This is a genomic window from Pseudomonas sp. GW822-FHT06D10 (genome assembly GCF_058799535.1).
Window position 1 is genome coordinate 410,674 of sequence record NZ_JBXALN010000005.1, and the last position, 21,965, is coordinate 432,638.

The 21,965-nt window shown below is 66.5% G+C and carries 25 protein-coding genes; 2 read left to right on the plus strand and 23 right to left on the minus strand.

Translation table 11 applies throughout. The features are described 5' to 3' along the window. Positions 1–71 precede the first annotated feature (71 nt). Positions 72–971, plus strand: a complete 900-nt coding sequence (locus AC1RL5_RS19160; RefSeq protein ID WP_011058831.1) for a LysR family transcriptional regulator — start codon at positions 72–74, stop codon at positions 969–971. Here AC1RL5_RS19160 and AC1RL5_RS19165 read toward each other — a convergent pair. From AC1RL5_RS19165 to AC1RL5_RS19275, 23 genes are all read right to left on the minus strand, one after another. Next, positions 939–1,430, minus strand: a complete 492-nt coding sequence (locus AC1RL5_RS19165) for a hypothetical protein (protein WP_053148683.1) — start codon at positions 1,428–1,430, stop codon at positions 939–941. The two genes, AC1RL5_RS19160 and AC1RL5_RS19165, sit on opposite strands and share 33 nt — an antisense overlap. Positions 1,431–1,622: 192 nt before the next feature. After that, positions 1,623–2,069 (minus strand): hypothetical protein, encoded by a 447-nt coding sequence (locus tag AC1RL5_RS19170; RefSeq protein ID WP_015633874.1) that lies wholly within the window; start codon positions 2,067–2,069, stop codon positions 1,623–1,625. A gap of 62 nt (positions 2,070–2,131) precedes the next feature. Then, positions 2,132–2,581, minus strand: coding sequence for a hypothetical protein (locus AC1RL5_RS19175; RefSeq protein WP_011058834.1), 450 nt, complete (start codon positions 2,579–2,581; stop codon positions 2,132–2,134). A 25-nt stretch (positions 2,582–2,606) separates the two neighbouring features. Beyond that, positions 2,607–3,833, minus strand: coding sequence for a beta-ketoacyl-ACP synthase (locus tag AC1RL5_RS19180; RefSeq protein WP_011058835.1), 1,227 nt, complete (start codon positions 3,831–3,833; stop codon positions 2,607–2,609). Next, positions 3,833–4,561: a 3-oxoacyl-ACP reductase FabG gene (gene fabG, locus AC1RL5_RS19185; protein WP_011058836.1), complete on the minus strand. Its 729-nt coding sequence runs from the start codon at positions 4,559–4,561 to the stop codon at positions 3,833–3,835. Before fabG ends, AC1RL5_RS19180 begins: the two co-directional genes overlap by 1 nt. Next, positions 4,558–5,031, minus strand: a complete 474-nt coding sequence (locus tag AC1RL5_RS19190) for a hotdog family protein (protein ID WP_011058837.1) — start codon at positions 5,029–5,031, stop codon at positions 4,558–4,560. The genes fabG and AC1RL5_RS19190 overlap by 4 nt, the downstream gene beginning before the upstream one ends. Further along, positions 5,028–6,224: a beta-ketoacyl-[acyl-carrier-protein] synthase family protein gene (locus AC1RL5_RS19195; RefSeq protein WP_093407022.1), complete on the minus strand. Its 1,197-nt coding sequence runs from the start codon at positions 6,222–6,224 to the stop codon at positions 5,028–5,030. Before AC1RL5_RS19195 ends, AC1RL5_RS19190 begins: the two co-directional genes overlap by 4 nt. Continuing rightward, a complete protein-coding gene (locus tag AC1RL5_RS19200; RefSeq protein ID WP_015633878.1) occupies positions 6,221–6,706 on the minus strand; it encodes a hypothetical protein in 486 nt (161 codons plus the stop codon). The genes AC1RL5_RS19195 and AC1RL5_RS19200 overlap by 4 nt, the downstream gene beginning before the upstream one ends. Beyond that, the gene (locus tag AC1RL5_RS19205; RefSeq protein ID WP_019095190.1) at positions 6,703–7,464 is read right to left on the minus strand and encodes a class I SAM-dependent methyltransferase; all 762 of its coding nucleotides are present in this window, start codon (positions 7,462–7,464) and stop codon (positions 6,703–6,705) included. Before AC1RL5_RS19205 ends, AC1RL5_RS19200 begins: the two co-directional genes overlap by 4 nt. Beyond that, a complete protein-coding gene (locus AC1RL5_RS19210; RefSeq protein WP_103291200.1) occupies positions 7,461–8,708 on the minus strand; it encodes an NAD(P)/FAD-dependent oxidoreductase in 1,248 nt (415 codons plus the stop codon). Before AC1RL5_RS19210 ends, AC1RL5_RS19205 begins: the two co-directional genes overlap by 4 nt. Further along, positions 8,695–9,885, minus strand: a complete 1,191-nt coding sequence (locus AC1RL5_RS19215; protein WP_072452077.1) for a cation:proton antiporter — start codon at positions 9,883–9,885, stop codon at positions 8,695–8,697. Before AC1RL5_RS19215 ends, AC1RL5_RS19210 begins: the two co-directional genes overlap by 14 nt. Then, a complete protein-coding gene (locus tag AC1RL5_RS19220) occupies positions 9,879–12,221 on the minus strand; it encodes an MMPL family transporter (protein WP_207239946.1) in 2,343 nt (780 codons plus the stop codon). The genes AC1RL5_RS19215 and AC1RL5_RS19220 overlap by 7 nt, the downstream gene beginning before the upstream one ends. Next, a complete protein-coding gene (locus AC1RL5_RS19225) occupies positions 12,205–12,882 on the minus strand; it encodes an outer membrane lipoprotein carrier protein LolA (RefSeq protein ID WP_207239947.1) in 678 nt (225 codons plus the stop codon). The genes AC1RL5_RS19220 and AC1RL5_RS19225 overlap by 17 nt, the downstream gene beginning before the upstream one ends. Continuing rightward, positions 12,879–13,304, minus strand: a complete 426-nt coding sequence (locus tag AC1RL5_RS19230; RefSeq protein WP_011058845.1) for an acyl-CoA thioesterase — start codon at positions 13,302–13,304, stop codon at positions 12,879–12,881. Before AC1RL5_RS19230 ends, AC1RL5_RS19225 begins: the two co-directional genes overlap by 4 nt. Continuing rightward, positions 13,297–14,841: an HAL/PAL/TAL family ammonia-lyase gene (locus AC1RL5_RS19235; protein WP_065364852.1), complete on the minus strand. Its 1,545-nt coding sequence runs from the start codon at positions 14,839–14,841 to the stop codon at positions 13,297–13,299. The genes AC1RL5_RS19230 and AC1RL5_RS19235 overlap by 8 nt, the downstream gene beginning before the upstream one ends. Further along, entirely contained in the window at positions 14,822–15,778 is a 957-nt protein-coding gene (locus tag AC1RL5_RS19240; RefSeq protein WP_072452073.1) for a lysophospholipid acyltransferase family protein, read from the minus strand. Before AC1RL5_RS19240 ends, AC1RL5_RS19235 begins: the two co-directional genes overlap by 20 nt. Then, on the minus strand, positions 15,775–16,509 hold the full coding sequence (locus tag AC1RL5_RS19245; RefSeq protein WP_015633886.1) for a glycosyltransferase family 2 protein: 735 nt from the start codon (positions 16,507–16,509) through the stop codon (positions 15,775–15,777). The genes AC1RL5_RS19240 and AC1RL5_RS19245 overlap by 4 nt, the downstream gene beginning before the upstream one ends. 65 nt (positions 16,510–16,574) lie before the next feature. Further along, positions 16,575–18,248: an ApeI family dehydratase gene (locus AC1RL5_RS19250; RefSeq protein ID WP_492589523.1), complete on the minus strand. Its 1,674-nt coding sequence runs from the start codon at positions 18,246–18,248 to the stop codon at positions 16,575–16,577. Beyond that, positions 18,245–18,790, minus strand: coding sequence for a COG4648 family protein (locus tag AC1RL5_RS19255; protein ID WP_011058849.1), 546 nt, complete (start codon positions 18,788–18,790; stop codon positions 18,245–18,247). The genes AC1RL5_RS19250 and AC1RL5_RS19255 overlap by 4 nt, the downstream gene beginning before the upstream one ends. Further along, positions 18,787–19,041 (minus strand): acyl carrier protein, encoded by a 255-nt coding sequence (locus AC1RL5_RS19260; protein WP_011058850.1) that lies wholly within the window; start codon positions 19,039–19,041, stop codon positions 18,787–18,789. The genes AC1RL5_RS19255 and AC1RL5_RS19260 overlap by 4 nt, the downstream gene beginning before the upstream one ends. A 9-nt stretch (positions 19,042–19,050) precedes the next feature. Beyond that, entirely contained in the window at positions 19,051–19,323 is a 273-nt protein-coding gene (locus AC1RL5_RS19265) for a phosphopantetheine-binding protein (protein WP_011058851.1), read from the minus strand. After that, positions 19,292–20,113 carry a lysophospholipid acyltransferase family protein gene (locus tag AC1RL5_RS19270; RefSeq protein WP_011058852.1) on the minus strand — a complete coding sequence of 274 codons (822 nt, stop codon included), beginning with the start codon at positions 20,111–20,113 and terminating at the stop codon, positions 19,292–19,294. Before AC1RL5_RS19270 ends, AC1RL5_RS19265 begins: the two co-directional genes overlap by 32 nt. After that, positions 20,089–20,808: a beta-ketoacyl synthase chain length factor gene (locus AC1RL5_RS19275; RefSeq protein ID WP_401023852.1), complete on the minus strand. Its 720-nt coding sequence runs from the start codon at positions 20,806–20,808 to the stop codon at positions 20,089–20,091. The genes AC1RL5_RS19270 and AC1RL5_RS19275 overlap by 25 nt, the downstream gene beginning before the upstream one ends. 345 nt (positions 20,809–21,153) lie before the next feature. Between AC1RL5_RS19275 and AC1RL5_RS19280 the strand changes: the two genes are divergently transcribed. Continuing rightward, a complete protein-coding gene (locus tag AC1RL5_RS19280; RefSeq protein WP_072452071.1) occupies positions 21,154–21,924 on the plus strand; it encodes a ParA family protein in 771 nt (256 codons plus the stop codon). Positions 21,925–21,965: the final 41 nt, after the last annotated feature.

A 21,965-nucleotide genomic window follows, 5' to 3' on the forward strand; every position in this document is an offset into this window, starting at 1 on the left:
AGCTGGCTAATGATTCTTTCCAATATATTGTTCGACCTGTTTGATAGGTTTTAAGACTTAATGAGGCCCTCATGGAACTGCGTCACCTGCGCTACTTCATCGCTGTCGCCGAAGAACTGCATTTTGGCCGTGCAGCCCAGGTGCTGGGCATCTCCCAACCGCCCCTGAGCCAGCAGATCCAGGCGCTGGAGCAGGAGGTGGGGGCGCGCCTGTTCGAACGCACCAATCGTCGGGTCGAGCTCAGCGAGGCCGGGCGCCTGTTCCTGGAAGAGGCGCGGCTGGTACTGGCCCAGGTGGACAAGGCGGCGGACGTGGCGCGGCGTGCGCAGCTGGGCGAGCTGGGGGAACTGAAGATCGGCTTCACCTCGTCGGCGCCCTTCAATTCGACCATTCCCCAGGCGATCTTCGCCTTTCGCCAGCGCTTTCCCGCGGTACACCTCAAGCTCAAGGAGATGAGCAGCACCCAGGTGGCCGAGGCCCTGGTGGACCAGGCGATCCAGGTCGGCATCATGCGGCCCTTGCCCCTGCCGGATTCGCTGTCGGTGGTGGAGCTGCTGCGCGAGCCGCTGGTGGCGGTGCTCAGTTCCAAGCACCCGCTGGCCAGTGGCAGTGAAGAGGGGCTGCACCTGGCGGAGCTGGCCCATGAGCCCTTTGTGTTTTTCCCCCGCAGCTATGGCAGCGGCCTGTATGCGCAGTTGCTGAGCCTGTCCCGGGATGCCGGCTTTACCCCGCATTTCGCTCAGGAGGCGGCGGAAGCCATGACCATCATCGGCCTGGTGGCGGCGGGGTTGGGGGTGTCGGTGCTGCCGGCGTCCTACCAGCGCATGCGCATCGACGGCGTGGTCTATCGCCGCCTGCTGGACCCGGCGGCGATGTCGGCGGTGTGGCTGGTGCAGCGCAAGGATCAGGCGTCGCCCATGGCCAAGGCCTTTGTCGAGCTACTGACGCGCAAGACCGGGGCTACGCCCTGAGGGGCTGTTGGGCCGCACCGGGGCTTGCAGGTTCACCAGGTCGCCGCGCAGGGCCACTCCGGCCATCAGTACCCCGGCATGGCATTCGTAGGTGTTGAGGTCCTTGCGCACGTGGTGCTTGTAGTAGCTGACGATATTGGTCACCGCGTTGGCGCCGACCCGCTTGGCCGCGGCTTGCAGGGTGATCAGGGCCGACTGCAGGGCCCATTCGCAGGCGGCGATATCGCTCTTGTTGAAAGCGTTGGTCTTCTTGTTGGTGGTGACTTCGGTGAGCCGCACCTGGAGCACCGGCGGAAGTGGGTTGCCGGCCAGATGGAAGCTCACGCTGCCATCCAGGCGCCCGGCGCGCTCGGCGTCGGCCACGACTTTCTCGAAGGGCATGTACATCAGGTTGGTGGCCTGGCTGGCGGGGCTCAGGGCCGTTAGCAGGGCCAGGGCAATCAGTGCTTTCACTTGCATGGTCGGCTCCTTGACGGACGTGAAAGGGGCGCCACTGTCACGCCGGCCGATGCCCGATCGCGCCACTTGGCTCCCGCAGGCGGCGGTGACCCGGCCTGCTGTTGCGAGTGTAGACGGCGATTGGCGCGCTTCCGGAAAAATCCCGGAAACGAAAAGGGCGCCCCAGGCGCCCTTTTCGTTGTCAGTCGCAGGTCACTGGACCTTGGACAGATCCCCGCGCAGCGCGACGCCAGCCATGATGGCGCCGGCATGGCACTCATAGGTGGTGGCGTCCTTGCGCTCGTGGCTCTTGTAGAAGCTGGCAATGTCGGTCACGGCGTTGGCGCCGACTTTCTTCGCCGCTTCATGCAGGGTGATCAGTGCCGACTGCAAGGCCCACTCGCAGGCCACTTGGTCGGCCTTGCCGAAGGCATTGGTCTTCTTGTTGGTCACGGCGCCGGGGCTCAGCACGCTGACCTTGCCGGCCGGCTTGTTGCCCGCCAGGTAGAACTTCACGCTGCCGTCGATCTTGCCGGTGCTGATGGCCTCGGCCACGACCTTGTCGAAGGGCAGATACAGGGTGGTATCGCGGGCCTGGCTGACGCCGGGCAGGGTGCACAGCAGCAGGGTGGCGGTGGCCGCCAGTGTCTTCAAACGCATCGCATTCTCCATGACATCAAAGGGGGTGAAGCAGCCCTGTGACCAGGGTCACAGGGAAGGGCTCATTGTGCGGCCGGGAAGCTCTTGGCCGCGGCATCCGACAGCTGTTGCGCGGCCCGCTCGTTCTGGTTGTCCCGCAGTTCGCGCAGGATTCCCTTGTCCAGCAGGCGCACCCAGCGGATGTAGTTCTTGTGGATCTTGCCGTCCTTGTAGTCCATGTCGCGGCTGTCGCGGTAGACGATCTTGTAGTAGCTGGCGGAGTACTGGATATCGATCTCCGCGTGGAACTGTTGACGCACGGTGATCTCGGCCTGGATCAGCTCCGGGCTGATGCGCTGTACGGTCCACTTGCGGGCTACGAGGTTCTTCAGGATCGCCTGCTTGACCTGCTCCTGGTCGGCCTGGATGGTGGCCGGGAGCACCCGGTTGGGGGTGTACATGCGCTTGCTGGTACAGGCGGTGACGCTCAGCAGGGCAAGGACGATGAGGGTGGCGCGAAACAGGGAAGACATTCCATTTCTCCAGTGAGGTGAGGCATCAGGACCAGCGGCGGAAGATCAACGAGGTGTTGACGCCGCCAAAGGCAAAGTTGTTGTTCATCACGTATTCGTGGCTCATGGCGCGAAAGCCTCCCTGCAGGTAGTCCAGCTCGCCGCAGCGGGGGTCGACCTGATCCAGGTTGCAGGTGTGCACATAGAGGTCGCGGTTGAGCATCTCGATGCTGAACCAGGATTCCAGCGCGCCGCAGGCGCCCAGGGTGTGGCCGAGGAAACTCTTCTGCGAACTGATGGGCATGCGGCTGCCGAACAGGCTGCTGGTGGCCAGGGTCTCGGCGATGTCGCCCTGCTCGGTGGCGGTGCCATGGCCGTTGACGTAGCCGATGGCCTCCGGGGCCAGGGCCCCATCCTCCAGCGCCAGCTCCATGGCCCGGCGCATGGTGCTCTGTTCGGGGCGGGTGGTGTGCTGGCCGTCGGCGTTGCTGCCGAAGCCGACGATTTCCGCGTGGATGCGCGCGCCACGGGCCAGGGCGTGCTCCAGCTCCTCGAGCACCAGCATGCCGCCACCTTCGCCGATCACCAGGCCGTCACGGCCGCTGTCGTAGGGGCGCGGGCTGGTGTGCGGCGCATCGTTCTTCAGGCTGGTGGCATACAGCGCGTCGAACACCATGGCTTCGGTGGGGCACAGTTCCTCGGCGCCGCCGGCGAGCATCAGCGGCAGGCGGCCGAACTTGATCGCCTCATAGGCGTAGCCGATGCCCTGGCTACCGCTGGTGCAGGCGCTGGAGGTAGGGATCAGGCGCCCGGTCAGGCCGAAGAAGATGCTGATATTGGCGGCGGTGGTGTGGGGCATCATGCGCACGTAGGAGTTGGCGTTGAGCCCCTCGGCCACCGAGTTGAGCAGCATGTTGCCGAAGGCCTTGATCTCGTCGGTGCTGCCGGTGGAAGAACCACAGGCCACGCCCATGCGTCCGTCCTTGATCGACGGGTCGCCCAGCAGCCCGGCGTCGGCCAGGGCCTGCTCGGCGGCGCCCACGGCCAGGCGCGAAACCCGGCCCATGCTGCGCAGCTGCTTGCGGGTCCAGTGCCCGGGCACCTGGAAGTCATCGATGGGGCCGGCCAGGCGGGTGTTGAGTTCGCTGAACCTGTCCCACTCGTCCATGCGCCGGATGCCGCTGCGGTTGGCGGCAAAGCGCTCGGCGATGCTGGCCCAGTCGCTGCCCAGGGAGGTGATGCCGGCCATGCCGGTGACGACCACACGTTTCATCAGCACAGGCCCCCGTTCACCGACAGCACCTGGCGAGTGATGTAGGACGCTTCGGCGGACATCAGGAAATTCACCGCGCCGGCCACCTCTTCCGGGGTGCCCATGCGCTGCGCGGGAATCATTTTCAGCAGTTCTTCCACCGGCACGTTTTCATCCAGCATGGCGGTGTCGATCAGCCCCGGGGCCACGCAGTTGACGGTGATCTTGCGCTTGCCCAGCTCGATGGCCAGGGCCTTGGCGGCGCCGATCACGCCGGCCTTGGAGGCGCTGTAGTTGACCTGGCCACGGTTGCCGATCAGCCCCGAGACCGAGGTGATGCAGACGATGCGCCCGGCTGCGCGGCGGCGGATCATGGGCATCATCACCGGGTGCAGGACATTGTAGAAACCGTCGAGGTTGGTGCGCAGCACCTGGTCCCAGTCCTCTTCGCTGAGGGCCGGGAAGGCGCCGTCGCGGGTCAGGCCGGCGTTGAGCACCACGCCGTAATAGGCGCCATGGGCTTCGACATCGGCCTCCAGGGCAGCCCGGCAGGCCTCCCGGTCCGATACATCGAATTGCAGGACGCGGGCGCTGCGGCCCAGGGCCTGGACTTCGCCCCTGACGGCTTCGGCTTCGGTGCGGCCGCTGCGGCAGTGCAGCACCAGGTCATACCCGGCCCGGGCCAGACGCAGGGCGATGGCACGGCCGATGCCACGGCTGGAGCCGGTGACCAGTACGGAGTCAGTCATGACGGTGTTCCTGTAGAAGAGGCAGGTGTTTCATGCAAGTAGTCGGCGGCCTGGGGCGGACGGAACACGTTCAGGCGCGCGCTGGCGGTGATGCCGGGGCCACTGAGGTGGCACTCGAACACGCCCATGCCGTTGTCGTCTTCCAGAGAGCGCAGGGCATGGATTTCCAGGGTGCTGCCGAGGGGGAAGTGCTCGACATTGCATTCGAATTTGCGGGTGCCCAGAAGAAAGCCCAGCTCCACCGGCAAGCCTTGCTGGCGGGCGCGGCAACCGGCGTAGGCGGCCACGCTCTGGGCCATCAGCTCGACGCCGACCCAGGCCGGCAGGCTGCCGTCGGGGCGGTTGAACAGGCCACCGGGGCGAACTTCGAGGCGGGTGCGGATCTGTTCTTCATCAAAGGCCAGGACCTGATCGATGAGGATCATGTCCCCGGCGTGGGGCAGCAACTCGGCGAGCGGCCAGTCAATCATGGGGCGTCTCCGATAATCAGGCTGACGTTGTTGCCGCCGAAGGCGAAGGAATTGCTCATCAGGCGGCGCGGTGCGTGGGGGGCCAGGCGATCGTCCGGGGTGACCCAGCGCAGTGGCGGCAAGGCCGGGTCGGCCTGGGCATCCCAGACATGGGGCGGCAGCGCCAGGCCGGGGTTGTCGGTACTCAGGGCCAGCCAGCAGAACGCCGCCTCCAGGGCCCCGGCGGCCCCCAGGGTATGGCCGCTCATGGGTTTGGTCGAAGAGCAGGGCACGCCTTCGGGGAACAGCTGGGCCACGGCCAGGCTTTCCATCGCGTCGTTGTGCTGGGTGGCGGTGCCGTGCAGGTTCAGGTAGTCGATCTGTTGTGGCTGCAGGCCGGCGCTGCGCAAGGCCAGGCTCATGGCCTGCAGGGCGCCGCGGCCATCGGGGGCCGGGGCGGAAATATGGTAGGCGTCGGAGCTGGCGCCACCGCCCAGCAGGGCAACAGGGGCGTCGCCGGCAGGCTCCCGGCTCATGAGGAACAGCACCGCCGCTTCACCGATGTTGATCCCGTCGCGGTTGCGGGAAAACGGGTTGCAGCGTTGCCCGGAGACCGCCTCCAGGGCTGTGAAACCATTGAGGGTCAGCTTGCACAGGCTGTCGACCCCGCCGCACAGCACGGCGTCGCACAGGCCCAGGTCGAGCAGGCGCCGGGCACTGATCAGGGCCCGGGCGCTGGAGGTACAGGCGGTGGAAATCACATAGGCCGGGCCGCAGAGTTGCAGCCATTGGGCGAGGAAGTTCGCCGGGGCGCTGAGCTCCTGCTGACGGTAGTCGTAGCCCGCCGGGAATTGCCGGTCCTGCAGGTAACGGGCGATGCCCCGGCTGGCCTCGTCGATGCCCGACGTGCTGGTGCCCAGGACGATGCCGATGCGGCCATGGCCGTAGCGCTGGATGGCCTGCTGGATGTCGCCTTCGATCTGCCGGGTGGCCTCCAGCAGCAGCTGGTTGTTGCGGCTGTTCTGGGCTTCGAGGCCCGCCGGCATGCCCGCCAGCGGGCTGCGCACTGCCGCCACCGGCAAGGTGCGCTCGGGCACCCAGTGGCTTTCGTCGCGCATGCCCGAGCAGTCGCCGGCAAACAGGCTGCGGGCGACTTCCTGGCGATTGCGGCCCAGGGCGCAGATCACCCCGAGGGCGTTGAGGTAAGCCGTCATGGCGTGGCCTCGGTGCTCAGAGCCGTGATGTGGTAGTGCGGGCCTTGGGGCAGGTTCAAGGTGAAATCCAGAGCGTGTTGATAGTCGACTCGCCAGCGCGGGCCGAGGGTACGTTGGGCGCCCTGTTGCCGGGCGTGCGGATAATTGGCCTGCAGTTCGGCCACAGGTGTCAGGGCGAACAGCAGGGCCGCGAACAGCTCCCGGGCCTCCGGGTTGGGTGGCAGCAGGCCGTCGGCCTGCCAGTGTCCGCCCACCAGGCGCTGACGGGCCTGGGGAATGCCCAGCGGGTCCATCAGCGACCAGCGCAGGTCCGGGCCTTCGGCCTGGATCACCAGCAGCCAGTCCTGGCGCTGGTCCTGAAGCTGGCGCTGTACGTGGAGCTGCAACGGCAGCACCAGCGAGGGCGTGCGCTCGGGCAGCGGAGCCTGACTGACGCAAGCGCTCAGCAACAGGACACAACCGAGCAGCAGGGCACGGATCATTCGGACGGACCTTCCTCGGCAACAGGGGGAGCGAGCGGCTTGCGGGCCACCACATTGACCAGGGTTTCCTCGCGCTGGCCCACCGGCGGCGGCTGGCGCAGGCCGAAGCGCTCCAGCAGGCCGAAGTCCTTGGCGCGACTCCACCACAGGTAGGGATAAGACACGTTCTGCGGGCCGAATTCAAAGCCCTGCTGACGAATCATCTGCAGGTACTGGGCGGCGCTTTTCTGCACATGCATCGGATGGCGGAACAGCCAGCGGATCACCCAGGTGTCGATATAGGCCTCGGTGGATTCGGCAAACAGCAGGTAACCCCCGGGCTTGAGCACCCGGTAGAACTCGGCCAGGGCTTTTTCCTGTTCCACCAGGTGGTGGAAGGTCTGGTGGCAGAACAGCAGGTCGACGCTGGCGTCGGCCAGTTCCAGGGTCGCGCAGTCGCTGCCGATCAACTCCACCTGCATCTGCTGGCGCCGGGCTTCCTCGGCGCTGAGCTTGAGGCTGTGGGGGTCGGCGTCCAGGCCGATCAGGCGCTGCGGGGCGAACACCTGGCGCAGGTACTGGAACGACTTGCCCTGGCCGCAACCGGCGTCCAGCAACACCGGATGCCGGGGCAGTTCGCCATCGAACAGCGAGCGCAGGTCATTGATCGCCACCCGCAGCACATGGTGCTGCCACGTGTGGCTGCGCAGGAACCAGAAGCCGAAGCGGGTTTCCTCGACGTAGCTGTCACTCAGGTACTGGCTGGTTTGCTCACTCATGTGCGGTCCCTCGCACAGACTTCCGAGAGGGCCTTGAGCCGGCGCTTGGGCTCGCTGACGAAAGGGTTGCGTTCATCCCAGGCATAACCGGCGAGGATCGAGCTGATCATGCGGCGGATTTCCGGGGAACTGCCCGGATGGTAGATCACGTCCTGGAAAGTACCGGCGTACCAGCCCTCGACGTAGCAGCGGAAGGTGTCCACGCCGCGTTTCAGCGGTTCGGCGAACTCCGTCGCCCAGTCGACGCCCTGGCCCTGCAACTGCCGGTGCAACACGGCGGCGGCCATGCTCGCGGAACGCATGGCGATGGTCACCCCGGAAGAGAACACCGGGTCGAGGAATTCCGCGGCGTTGCCCAGCAGGGCGAAGCCCGGGCCATGCAGGGTGCTGACGTTGGCCGAGTAGCCGCCGATGGTCCGTGCCGGGGTGTCCCACTCGGCGTATTGCAGCACCTTGGCCAGGCTCGGGGTTTCGCTGATGAAGCCCCGCAGGCAGGCGTCCAGGTCGCCATCGCGCCCGGCGAAATGCTCTTGGGCGGCCACCACCCCTACCGAGCAGCGGCCGTTGCTGAAGGGGATGCTCCAGAACCAGATGTCGCGGTGCTCGGGGTGGGTGGTGATGAGGATCTTGTTGCGGTCGAAGTGCTCGCAGTCGATGCGGTCTTCGACATGAGTGAACACCGCTCGGCGTACCGGAAAGTTCGACGGCGCTTCCAGTTCCAGCAGGCGCGGCAGGACCCGGCCGTAGCCGCTGGCGTCGAGGATGAAGTCGGCTTCGATGCGGTACTGGCTGCCGTCTTCACGGCGGCAGTCGAGCTGCGGCAAGGGCCGCTCCACCTCCACCGCGACAATCTCTTCGCCGTAGCGGATCTCCACCCCTTGCAGGGCGGCCTGGTCGGCCAGCAGCTTGTCGAAGTCGGCGCGCTGCACCTGGAAGGTGGTGGGCTTGCCATTGCTGAAGGTGTCGCCGAAATCGAAGGTGCTGTAGTGCTCGCCCCAGGCGAAGGCCGCGCCGTTCTTGAGCTGGAAGCCGGCGGCTTGCACCGCCTCCAGCATCCCGGCTTCCTCGACGAAATCCAGGCAGTGGGACAGCAGGCTTTCACCGATGGAGAAACGCGGGAAATGTTGCCGCTCGACGATCAGCACGTCGTGGCCCTGGCGCTTGAGTAGCGCGGCCGCGATGGCCCCCGAGGGGCCGGCACCGATCACCACGACTTGGCGACGTTCCATTTCAACTGTTGGCACTGGGGCTCCTTGCCGGTTTGGCGATGTTCAGGTTCAAGGGGGCAGCGTGGGGCGCCGCCTGGGGAGTTCGGTGCATTCCGGCCAGGGCCGGCAGCAGGGTGGCGATCAGGCCCATGAGCATCAGCGCGAAGTACAGCGCCGGGCTGATCAACTGTTGTTGCAGCAGCAGGTTGAGAAAGACGATCTCGCTCAAGCCGCGAATGTTCAGCAGCAGGCTTTCCCGCCAGCGGCTGGCGCCGGTAAAGGAAGCGCCGGCCCAGCCCAGGCCCAGCCAGTTGCCCAGCAGCTTGCTGGCAATCGGCAACAGCAGCAGGGCCGCCAGTTGCACCCAGCCGAGGCTGCCCATGGCGCTGTGCACATCGATCTGCACGATGCCGAAGGTCAGGATCAGCGGGATGGCGATGTAGGTCTGCAAGCGGTTCATCCAGGCAGCCTGTAACGGCAGCACCAGCGCCAGCTTGAGGGCGGCCATGCACAGCAGGTAGCCGATGCCGAAGATCAGCGCATTGAGCCGGTAGTGCTCGGCCACCACCAGCAGGCCGAAAAAGCCCAGGCTGTAGAGCAGCGGCTGGCGCAGGCCCAGGCCGCGCAGCACCAGGGGCAGGCAGGCACCGGCCAGGGGCAGCAGCAGGCTGCTCAGGTGCAGGCTGCCCTGGGCCAGGGCGAACAGGCTCCAGCAGGTCAGGTCGATGAGGATCGCGGTCTGCACCAGGCGCCGGGTGGCGGCGGGCGGGTACTGGATGTGCCGCAGGTACAGGTAGAGCACCGGGATCGCGGTGATGGCGAACAGCAGGCCGACCGCCAGGGAGCTGATCCAGGGTTGCGCCGGCAGCAGCCAGAAGGCGGTGGCCAGGCCGCAGGCGAAGGGAATGCCAAAGCTCGGCACGGCGATCTTCAGGCTCTGGCGGTCCAGGCGCAGGTCGATCACGTCACTGAGGATATGCCCCAGCAGCAAGGCAAAGCTCAGGCTGTACAGATGCTTGAGCCACTGCGGCGAAACCAGCTGCGCACCACTTAGCTGCCAGTGCGGTTCGATCCACAGCAGCATCAGCAGCGGCAGGCCGAAGGTCGCCAGCAGCAACTGGCTGACAATCGGGATCAGGCCCAGGCGCCGGCCGATGTGGGTGGCCAGGGCAAACAGCGCCAGGGCCAGTAGCCAGAACAGCAGGGTCAGCATGCTGCACGCTCTGCGTCGGGCGCCGGGTGCGGCCTGTGGCCGGCCCAGGGCGCGAGGATGAAGCTGAAGGCCAGCCCCAGGCTGACCGCCAGGCCGAAGTTGCTCACCGCCGGGGTGCTGGAAATGGCCAGCAGGCCGAACGACAGCCAGGTGGTTAGGGCCGCCAGCAGCGTGCCCAGCAGGCTCACCGCGGCGCCGCCGATCTGCTCGCGCATGAGGATCGCGTAGTCGACGCTGATGGCCGTCACCAGCAGCAGGCCGAACAGGCTGAACAGGGTCAGGGGCTGGCCCAGCCAGCCGAGGCTGGCCAGGCTGCACAGGGCTGCCAGCAGGGGCAGGGCCACCAGGCGCAAGGCGCCGCCGAGGCCGAAGGGCAGGATCAACAGCAGCACGATCAGCACGCAGGAGGCCAGCTTGAGTTCGGCGGCGCTGACCTGGGTGGCGGCGAATACCCGGTTCAGCTCACCCAGGCGGTCCACCAGTTGCACCCCTGGCAGATCATCGGCCTGGATTCGCAGCAGGGCGGCGTCGTTCAGCCCCTGCAGGCTGACCATGGCGGCCACGCCGTTGGCGTTGGCTCCCAGCCACAGCGGGCGATAGGGCTCGGCCAGCGGCCCGGAAAGCGCGGCGTCGAGGTCTTCCACCGGCAATTGCTGCAGCTGTTCCAGCTCCGCTTGCAGGGCGGCCAGGGGCACCCCCAGGTCCAGCAGCGGCTGCCAGAAACGCGGCAGCTGCTTGAGGGCTTCGCGCACCCGCTGTTGTTCGGTCGGTTGGCTGAGCAATTGGTTCAGCGACAGGTAGCCCTTGAGCTTGCCCAGGTTCACCAGCTGTTGCAGGCGCAGGTCCAGGGCCTCCAGGCGCTCCAGCAACTGCTGCTGATCGGTGGCGCGCACCAGGAAGAACTGGCTGGTGGGCTGATAGCCGGTGATCCGCGCAATGGCCTGGGCTTCCTGCAGCAGTTGCGGCGGCGCACCGACCCATTGGCGGATGTCGTTCTTGCTCTCGAGCTGCCACAGGCCGGCGGCGCAGAACAGCGCCAGCAGTACCAGCAGCACCGGGCTGGGCACATGTTTGAGCAAGGCCGCGCGGGCCTGCAGCAGGGCTTGGGCCACTTGCAGCGGCCATTGCGCCGGGCGCAGTTGCACCCCCTTGAGCAGTGCCGGCAGCAGGCACACCGCCGTCAGGTAGGCGCCCGCCAGGCCGGCGGCGGAGAACACGGCAATCTGGGTCAGGGCCGGGAACGGGGTCCAGGCCAGGGCCAGGTAGCCGATGCAACTGGTGGCCAGGCTCAGGCTCAGCCCCGGCAGGGTCAGGCGCAGGGCCGGCCAGCTGCGCCAGGGTTTCAGGCTCCAGCTCTTGGACAGGTAGTGCAGGGGGTAGTCGACGGCCACGCCGATCAGGCTCGACCCCAGCACCAGGGTCATGACGTGCATGCGGCCGAACAGCGCCACGCAGGCCACGGCGCCGAACAGCATGCCCACCAGCACCGGGACGAAGGCCAGCAGGGCACGCCAGCGGCGGAAGGCCAGCAGCAACAGCAAAAGGATGCCCAGGGTGGCGCCGCCGCCGACCCAGGTGATTTCCCGGGTGGCCTGTTGCTGGCCGTTGGCGGCGTACAGCAAACCGCTGGCGGCCAACAGTTGTACCTGTTGCTGGCTGGCCTGCTCACGGCTGTGGCGCAGCAGGTCAGCCACTTGCAGAGGCAGTTGCATGTCGAAGGCGTTGCCGCCGGTGCGGGCCCGCAGCAATACCCAGTGCTGGCCGTCGGCCTCGGCCACCAGGGCGCCGCTGCCGATGTCCAGCTGCACCGCGCCGTGTTGCGGCTGGCTGTTCTGGATGCGTCCGGTCAGGCCCAGCCAGTCATCCTGGCTGGGCACCAGGGTAAAGCCGCCGAACGGGTCGAACAGGCTCTGCACCCGTTGCTGGATAAACGCCTGGGGCTGCTGGGCCAGTTGCTCGCGATCCTTGGCCCCGAGCATCGCCAGGCGGCCCTGCAACAGTTGCTGGCGCAGCGCCGGCAGGTCGGCCTGGAGGTTCCACTGGACCTTCTCGAACAACCCGCTGGCCTGCCATTGCTCGGCCAGTTGCCGGGCCATGGCCACTGCCTGCTGACGTTCGGCATGCCCCACCAGCACCAGGATTTCCCGGTTCAGCGGTTCCTGCATGCGTTGCTCGGCCTGTTGCTCCAGGGCATCCGGGGCGGTGCCGGGTACCAGTTCCATGAGGTTGGCCGACAGCGGCGCGCCATGGCGCCATTGCCAGGCACCGAGGGCCAGGACCAGGGTCAGCAGAATCAGGAAAAACCGCGGCAGCCAGCGTTCACTCGGCAAAGTCATGTTGCTCCGTTTCACTGAGCGGCTGGGCGCTGCTGCTGTCCTGCATGATCAGCAGGGTGCGGTCGCCCTGGGCTTCCAGCAGTTCGATGCGCTGCACCAGCTCGCCGCCGTCGATATTGATCTGGTTGAAGATCTGTTTCAGCAGCAGGGAACGGGGGATCAGTTGCAACTGCCAGTTCTGCGCGCTGCCTTGCAGCTTGAGTTCGAAGTCCCGCTGCAGGCCGCTGCTGTCGCCTTGCAGCACAGCGAGGAACAGGCGGTTCTGCTCGGCCCCGGCGCTCTTGCCGGGAAGCATCTGCCAGCCGCCATCGCGCCGGGCGATGCCCTGGGCAGTGATGCGGTAGTCCTGTTGCAACGGGGTCTGCAGCAGCCACAGCAGGCCGTGGTTTTTCGCCAGGACAAAGTGGCCCTTGCTGGTCAATGGCTGGGGCAGGGCCCGCAGGTGTTTTTCCTGGATGAAACGACCGTGGATCACCTCCGGCCGCGACAGTTGATCGCTCAACTGTTGCAGGTCGAAGGCCTGGGCCAGCCCCGGCATACACCAGAGCACCAAGAGCGTGGGCGCGAGCTTGCTCGCGAACCGCTGCACCACGGTACGCAGCCTCATGCAGCTGGCAGACAGACCGACCCTCTTGGCGAGCAAGCTCGCTCCTACCTTCATGGCAAGGCCCTCGCGACGGCATCGGTGAAGACCTTGGGCGAGGCCAGTTGCATTTCCCGGCTGGCGATCTCCACGGCCACCTGCACCGAGCTGGCGCGGGTCATGCGCTCGCCCGTGGCCTGGTCGGTGATCAGGTAGTTGATCTTCAGCCGGCTTTCCCACTCCACCAGGCTGGCGCGCACGTTCAGGGTCTGGCCGAACACCGCGCCGCGCACGTAGCGCAGTTGCAGGTCGATCACCGGCCAGGCGTAGCCGGATTCGAGCATCTGCTGGTAGTTGTGGCCGAGCTTGTCCAGCAGGGCGCAGCGGGCGACCTCCAGGTATTTGACGTAATGCCCGTGCCAGACGACGTGCATGGTGTCGACGTCGAAGAAGGGCACCTGGATCTGGGTGTCGGCGTGGATCACTCCCTTGCTACGCATGCAGCCTCCAGTGTTGTTCGGCGATGCGTTGCAGGCACAGGCGCAGTTCGTGCTCCAGGGCGCGGTCTTCGATCACCGGTGCGAAGTCCTCGGCCAGTTGCCGGTGCATGGCATCCAGGGCTGGTGGCAAAGGCCGGGCATCGGCTTCCTGGCCGCGCAGCCAGACCCCCTGGTTGGCCGCCAGCAAGGTGGCGGCGGCCACTTGTTCGGTGAGCTCCAGCACGCGGATCGCGTCCCGGGCGGCGATGGTGCCCATGCTCACCTTGTCCTGGTTGTGGCACTCGGTGGAGCGCGAGAACACGCTGGCCGGCATGGTGTTTTTCAGGGCCTCGGCGGTCCAGGCGCTGGCGCCGATCTGCACCGCCTTGAAGCCGTGGTTGAGCATGGCGCGCTCGGCGCTGGCGCCGGAAAGGTTGCTTGGCAGGCCGTGGTTGTAGCGCACGTCCACCAGCAGGGCCAGTTGCCGGTCCAGCAGGTCGGCGACGTTGGCCACCAGGTTCTTCAGGCTGTCCATGGCGAAGGCGATGTGCCCGCCATAGAAGTGCCCGCCGTGCAGCACGCGCTCGGCCTCGGCGTCGATGATGGGGTTGTCGTTGGCGCTGTTGAGCTCGGTCTCGATGAAACCGCGTAGCCAGTTCAGGCTGTCGGCCAGCACCCCCAGCACATGGGGGGCGCAGCGCAGCGAGTAGCGGTCCTGCAGGCGATGCAGGGGCGCGGTTGGCGCGTCGATGGCCAGGTCCTGGCGTAGCCAGGCGGCCACTTGCATCTGCCCCGGGTGCGGCTTGGCGGCGAACAGGCGTTCGTCGAAATGTTCCGGATTGCCCTGCAGGGCCACCACGTTGAGGGCGGTGATACGGGTCGCCAGGCGCAGCAGGTAGTCGGCCCGGGCAAAGGCCAGGCAGGCCAGCCCGGTCATTACCGCGGTGCCGTTCATCAGCGCCAGGGCTTCCTTGGGCCGCAGCACCAGGGGTTCCCAGCCCAGCTCGCGATGCACGTCGGCGGACTCACGCCGCTCGCCGCGGAACATCACCTCGCGTTCCCCGGACAGGGTGGCCGCCACATAGGACAACGGCGTCAGGTCGCCGCTGGCGCCCACCGAGCCCTCTTCCGGGATCAGCGGCAGGATGTCCTGGTCGAGGAAGGCCTGCAGGCGCTCCAGCAGTTCCACGCGCACCCCGGAAACCCCGTGGCACAGCGACTGCAAGCGCGCCGCCAGCACCGCGCGGGTTGCCTGGGCGTCCAGCAGCTTGCCCAGGCCGCAACCGTGGAAGGTGTACAGATGGCGCGGCAGCGCCTCGACGTGCTGCAGCGGCACCGCCACCACGCAAGAGTCGCCGTAGCCGGTGGTCACGCCGTAGATCACCCCTTCCTTGTCCAGCAGGGAATCGAGGAACTGCGCGCCCTTGGCGATCCGCTGGCGCCAGGCGGCGTCGCCTTGCAGGCGCGTCGGCACCTGGCGGTTGGCCAGGGCCAGCACGTCTTCGATGCGCAGGGGGTGTTCGCCGAAGGTTACCGGCTCATGGGTCGAGGTCGTCATCGGTCTTCCAGAATGGGTAAAAGTTGAACCATTGTTGCGGGGCTTGCAGGCAGTACTGGCCCAGGCGCTCGGCGTAGCGGGCGGTCCACTGGGCGATCACCTGCTGGCGGTCATTGCGTTTCCACTGCACGGCGTCGGCGAAGGGCTCGAGGATCACCTGGTAGCGGCCTTGCTGTTTCAGGCACAGCAGCAGGTTGACCGGGCACTTGAGCAGCCCGGCCAGCAACCAGGGGCCCTGGGGGAAGGCGGCCGGGTGGCCGAGGAAATCCACCCGCACGTTGCGCCCGCCGTGCAGCGGCACGCGGTCCCCGGCAATCGCCAGCCATTCGCCACGATCCAGGCGCTGGCTCAGTTGCAGCATGATCGCCGGGTCCAGCTCGCTGACCTGGATCAGCCGCAGGTTGCTGGCCCCGGCTTCGCCCAGCAGGCGGTTGAAGCGTTCGGCGTGCTTGGTGTGCACCAGCACGTTCATGGTCACCTGCTCGCCCAGCTCGGCCAGGGCCCGGCACACTTCCAGGTTGCCCAGGTGCGCGCCCACCAGCATCTGCCCGCGTTCGCCGCGCAGTTGGTGGCGCAGTTGCGCCGGGTCGACGATCTCGATCTGTTCGATGCGCAGTTTGCCGTTCCACACGTCGAGCTTGTCCAGCAGGGCGTCGGCAAAAGCCATGAACTGGCCGAACACCCGCCCGTGGCTGGGGCGCAACTCGTCGCGCCCGCTCCATTGGGCCAGGTGCTGCTGGTACTGCCAGATGCTGCGCCGGGCCCGGCGGCCGAACAGGAAGAAGTAGAACACGATGGCGTACAGCACCGGGCTCAGCAGCCGGCGCCCCAGCACCCGCACGCCCAGGGCGGTGAGCTTCATCAGCCAGAAGCTGCCGCGCTCCTGATGGTCGGCCCAGTGTTCGTTGCCGGGCTCCTTGGGTTGCTCCTGGCTCATGGACGCCACCGGCGCCAGAGGATCAGCGGCAGGCGCGCCAACATGCCGAAGAACAGCTTGGCGTGCATCTTCGAGATCAGCGCGTTGTCATGGAACAGGCGAAAGTGCGAGAGGCCGTCCTGGGGATAGTGGACCCGGGTCGGCAGCCAGCGCATGGGCTGGTTGCGCCAGGCCAGGCGCACCAGGATCTCCGGATCGAAGTCCATGCGCCGGCCCAGTTGCACCGAGTCCAGCAGGGCCAGGGTCGGTGGCAAGGGGTAGACCCGGAAGCCGCACATGGAATCGGGAATCTGCAGTGACAGGCTGTTGATCCAGACCCACACGTGGGTCAGGTAGCGGGCATACAGGCGCCCCTTGGGCACGCTGGCGTCGTACTGTGGATAACCGCAGACCAGCGCCTCGGGGTGGGCCTGGGAGTGCTGGATGAAGTTATCCACATCCGTGAGGTCGTGCTGGCCATCGGCATCGACTTGCAGGGCATGGCTGAAGCCCAGCTGCGCGGCTTCGCGCAGGCCGGCCATGACCGCGCCGCCCTTGCCCTGGTTGATCGCCAGGCGGATCAGGAACACCTGGTCGAGGCCGGCCAGTTGCTCCAGCACCGCCGCGCATTGGGGGCTGCTGGCGTCGTCCACCAGGACACAGGGCAGGCCGCGGGCCAGGAGCGCCTCGACCACCGCCGGCACGGCGGTTTCATGGTTGTAGACCGGGATCACCGCGCAAGGCTTATGCATGGCAGCGGGCCCCTTCAGCGTAGACGCTGGCTTGCCAGCGAATCCCGGGCGCGACGCCGTACAACTTATCCACAGCTGGCCTCCAGGACGATCCGCCCGCTGGAGCAGGGAGCCCCGTCATTGAGGTAGGCGAAATACAGTTTCTGGCGCTGGGCATCGAAACGCAGGTTCAGCTGGATGCGGTCGCCGGGGCGTACCAGTTGCTGGAACTTCAGCACTTCCATGCCGGCGAAGCGGCCCGGCAGCTCCAGCAGTTGCTGGCCCAGGGCCAGGGCCCAGTCCACCTGCACCACCCCCGGCAGCACCGGGGTCTGGGGGAAGTGCCCACTGAAGTACGCCAGGTCCGGCGGAATGGCCAGTTGCAGCTGCCACTCCTCCTCGTGCTGCCGTTGCTCCAGCACTTCCGGGGCTTGCGGGCGTGGAGCCAGCAGCAGGGCCTGGACTTGCGCCTGGGGCAGCTTGCCCTGGCTGTTCAGCGGCAGTTGCCGCACCAGGCGCCAGCGCCGGGGCAGGGCCAGGGCTTCGCAATGCCCGGCCAGGTGCTGGCGCAGGGCCTGGGTCAGGTGGCGCCGGCCCTGGTTGCGCAGGGCATGCAGGCCGGGCTCGCTGAGCACCAGCAGGGCGCCGAGGTAGGCGCGGTTGTCTTCGATCACCCCGAGTCGCGCTTCCGCCACCCATTCGTGGCTGGCCAGGGCCTGCTCAAGCATGGGCAGGGAAATGCGTTTTTCTTCCAGCTTGACGATGCGATCCAGGCGCCCCAGCAGTTCGAAGCGCCCGTCGGCGGCGATCCGCGCGGCGTCGGCCGTGTGTTCCACATGCCCGGCCGGCAGGTAGGGCGAGGCGATCAACAGCGCGCCGTCGGAATCCTGGCTCAGCCGTACATCGGCGAAGGGCTGCCACAGGCCTGGCCCCTGGCGCCAGGCGATGCCGCCGGTTTCCGAGCTGCCGAGGATTTCCGTCGGCCATTGCTGCAGGCGCTGGTGCAGGCCGCTGGCCGCTTCGGCGGGCAAGGCGCCGCCGGAGGAAAATACCCGCCGTACCTGGCTCAGGGCCGGCCAGTCGAGGTTGTCGCCCATGCGCTTGAGCAGGGCCGGGCTCGCCACCCAGGCAAACGTCGGGCACTCGCGGCTGGCCCGTTGCAGGTCTTCGGGAAATGGCAGCTGGCGGCGTACAAAAGGCCGCCCGACGCACAGTGGCCAGAGCACGCGGAACAGCAGGCCGTAGATGTGCTGGGTGGCGACGCTGCCGATGATCCAGGCCTGGCCCAGGTCGGCGCCCCACAGGTGTTCCAGGGCGACGACCTCGTTGGCCAGTTGCCGCAGGTTCTTCTCGATGCGCTTGGGTTCGCCGCTGGAGCCGGAGGTGCACAGGCTCAACTGGCAGGTGTCCAGGTCCAGCTCGGCCGGGGCCAGGGGGCTGGCCTGCAACTGGTGCAGGAGCGTGTCCTGGTCGGTCAGCCACAGGTCGACTTCGCTCGACCAGCGCTGGCGGGTCTGGGCTTGCAGGTCGGCGGGCAACAGCACGCTGGCCCCGGCACGCCAGGCGCCGAGCAGGGCCACCGCCAGTTCCACGGCGTCTTCCAGGTGCACCGCCAGGCGCCGTACGCCACGGGCTTGCAGGGCAGCGGCCAGGCTCAGGGCCTGTTCCTGCACGGCCCCCAGGTCGATGGCCGGCGCGGCGCTGACCGCTCGCGGCGTATGTAGCTTGAGCAACAGCTGCTCAAGGGGAATCCAGTTCATCTACGGCCTCTTACCCGTTGTCGTAACAGCCATTCAATGGCAAACAGCAGGCCCATCAGCCCGTAGGCGATCAGGCCGTTGTACAACGTCCACCAGCTCAGCGGCGCCCACAGGGTCAGGGCCGCGGCGAGCATTCCGTTACAGAGGAAAAACACGCTCCAGGCGACGGTCACCTGGCGCGTATAACGTATGGCCTTTTCCGGCAATTGCGGCTCGCTGATGCGGGCCAGGCGCTCTGCCACCGGGGGGCCGTATTTCAGGCTCAGGCCGAACAGGCCGAGCATGAAGGCGCTGATCAGCACCGGGTACCAGCGCAGCAGCGCCGGGTTGTCGAACCAGGCCAGCAGCAGGCAGAACGCGATCGCCGCAATGGCCATCCACAGGCTGCCGGGGCGGCGTTCGCCGGTCAGCGCCCGGGCCAGCCACAGGCCGCCCAGCAGCAGGCCGAACTGCCACGGAGCGAAATGCTCCATGCCGAAGTACACCGCGAAGGGGTAGAGCAGGCCGGCCAGCAACAAGCCCAGGCCGATCAGCCGGCTCATGCGGCCGGCTGGACCAGACGGTAGACCGCCTCGACCACGTCGTTGACGGTGCGCACCGACTTGAATTCCTCGGCGGCGATTTTCTTGCCGGTCTGGCGCTTGATGTGGTCGATCAGGTCGACCGCATCGATGCTGTCGATTTCCAGGTCTTCGTACAGGTTGGACTCGAGGCTGACGCGCTCGGGCTCCAGTTCGAAGAGCTCGACCAGGGCATCGCGCAGGGTGTTGAAGATATCGTCACGGGTTTGCATGGTCGGTTCTCAAGCTGCCTGTTTTGCAGTGACGAACGCCGCAAGGCTCGCCACGTTGCTGAAGTGGTTGCGGGTGTCCTTGGCGTCGGCGTCGATCTTGATGCCGTACTTCTTCTGGATCGCCAGGCCCAGCTCCAGGGCATCCACCGAGTCCAGGCCGAGGCCTTCGCCGAACAGCGTCTGGTCGTTGCCGATGTCCTGGGCACTGATGTCTTCGAGGCCCAGTGCGTCGATGATCAGCAGTTTGATTTCAAGCATCAGGTCCGGGTGTGTATCGCTCATCTCTGGCGAGCTCCTTAATGAAAAAATGGTGCAAGTGCTCATTGAGCTTGCGCGAAGCCTGGGGCGCCGGGCCCTGGGCTGCAAAGGTCTGTGGGTCTATATCGGCACCGACGTGAAAACTGAAGTGCACACGGCGTTGCGGGATGCGGTACCAGGGCTCGGCCTTGGTCAGTGTGCTGGGGCTGACCCGGATCACCACCGGGGTGATGATCTTCGCACCGCGCAGGGCAATGGCCGCCGCTCCCCGATGAAAGGCTGGAGCGGCACCCGGCTGGGTGCGGGTGCCCTCGGGAAAGACGATCAGGGTCTGGCCTGCCTGCAGCGCCCCGCAGGCACTGTCGAGCATGTCCATGCTGCCGTCGTTGCTGATGTACTGGGTGGCGCGCACCGGGCCGCGGGTGAAGGGGTTGTTCCACAGGCTCTGCTTCACCACGCAGTTGGCGTCGCGGACCAGGCCGATGAGGAACACCACGTCGATCAGCGAGGGGTGGTTGGCGATGATCATCTGCCCCGGTCGCCCGAGCCGCTCGGCGCCCTGGACCTCATAGGTGAGCACGCCGCTCCTGGCCATGAAGCGGATAAACAGCCAGAACAGCCGGCTGACGGTCTTGCGCGCCCGCTGGCGCTGGCGCTGGGCGTCGCCGGGCAGGCAGGCGAGCAGGGGGAAAATCACCAGGCGCAGGCACAAACCACCTATTCCGAACAGTGCAAAGCTCAGCGCCGTGGCCGTCAGGCGCCAGTAGTAGGCATTGCGGCCCTTGGCGCTCAGTGGTTGCGTTGCCAGGTCCATACACGATTCATCCAGGCATGTTGGCAAAAGGTCTGCGCGCCCAGCAGGGTACGCAGCAGATTCAGGGCGTGGGGCCATTGGGCCCTGGGCGTTTGACCGTCATGGCTGCCCAGGGACAACTGCCAGTCGTCGCCGGGGGTCAGCAGCAGGCCCAGGGTATAGGGGAACGGCACGTCGTCGATCCAGCTGGCATAGGCCTCGGGCGGTTGTTCCTCGGTGATCACCAGCAGTACATGGGGGGCGCCGTCGGCCAGCAGCGTGGCCGCCTCCAGCAGGCCATGCTCAAGGCCATCGCCGGCAGCGGCCAGGGCCGTCATTTCGCTGGTTTCGCCGCGCATGATCGACCACAGGCCGATCACTGCATTGTGTACCGAGAGGCTGAACTGGGTGGGCGACAACGGCTGCTCGGCGGCCAGGTCGCTGAGAATCTCGAAGGTGCGCGGGGTTTCGCCATGCCGGGAGATGAACACCAGCGGCAGTTGTTCCAGGCCCTCGGCCAGGGGCCAGCCGACGCTGAATGCCATGCGCGCCAGTCGGCTGAGACGGCGCCGCTGCATGGCGGGGAGAAAGGATACATCGGGGGCGGCATCGCTGTTTTCAGGCAGGGCCGGTTGACGGCTCCAGGCCTGCCAGGCGTCCACGCTTTCGAGCCCAGGGGCCCACGCACGCCATTGAGCGATGTTGAACTTGATCACTTGATTTCATCCCGCCCCTGCGGGCTTCCTTGACGCGGCATATCGCTTCGAACGGCGATTGGCCTGAGTGACGCGAATGCGTCAGTGGCGCGCATTATCCCGGTGCGACTGGCTTGTAGCAAATGCTCCTTGGTCTGTTGGTCGCAAAAGCGAAAAATCCGACGCGATGCGAGGTGTCTTTTTGCCACTATCTGAAGTCTTTCAGTCCCAGGTCGATCTCGGGGCCGACATTGCCCGGTGTTTGTGCCAGGGCTGCGGGCAAGGAAAATCTGTGTGGCAGCAAGGTAGCTAAGGGGCCGCGTGGCCTACTACACTCGGTGATCTTTGATACAGGGAGGTCTAGACATGCGGCGTGTGGTGTTCAATCAGAAAGGTGGCGTGGGCAAATCCAGTATTGCCTGCAATCTGGCGGCGGTCAGCGCCAGCGAGGGCTATCGCACCTTGCTGGTGGACCTGGATGCCCAGGCCAACTCGACCCAGTACCTCACCGGCCTGACCGGCGAGGACATTCCCATGGGCATTGCCGATTTTTTCAAGCAGACCCTGTCGTCCGGCCCCTTCGCCAAGAAAAACCAGGTGGATATCTACGAGACCCCCTTCGACAACCTGCACGTGATCACGGCCACCGCCGAGCTGGCGGACCTGCAGCCCAAGCTTGAGGCCAAGCACAAGATCAACAAGCTGCGCAAATTGCTGGATGAGCTGGCCGAGGATTACGACCGGATCTACCTCGATACCCCGCCTGCCCTGAATTTCTACGCGGTATCGGCGCTGATCGCGGCTGATCGTGTGCTGATCCCCTTCGATTGTGACAGTTTTTCTCGCCAGGCCCTGTACGGCCTGCTGGCGGAGATCGAAGAGCTGAAGGAGGACCACAACGAGGGGCTGGAGGTCGAAGGCATTGTGGTCAACCAGTTCCAGGCCCGGGCCAGCCTGCCGCAGCAGATGCTCGACGAACTGATCAGCGAGGGCCTGCCAGTGCTGCCGGTGTACCTGGGCAGCTCGGTGCGCATGCGTGAATCCCACCAGGCCAGCATGCCGCTGATCCACCTGGACCCACGACACAAGCTGACCCAGCAATTCGTCGACCTGCACAGCCTGCTGGAAAACGCCTGACCCTCAAGAGGCCATGAGCACAGGGTTTGGCCTGCGGCTCT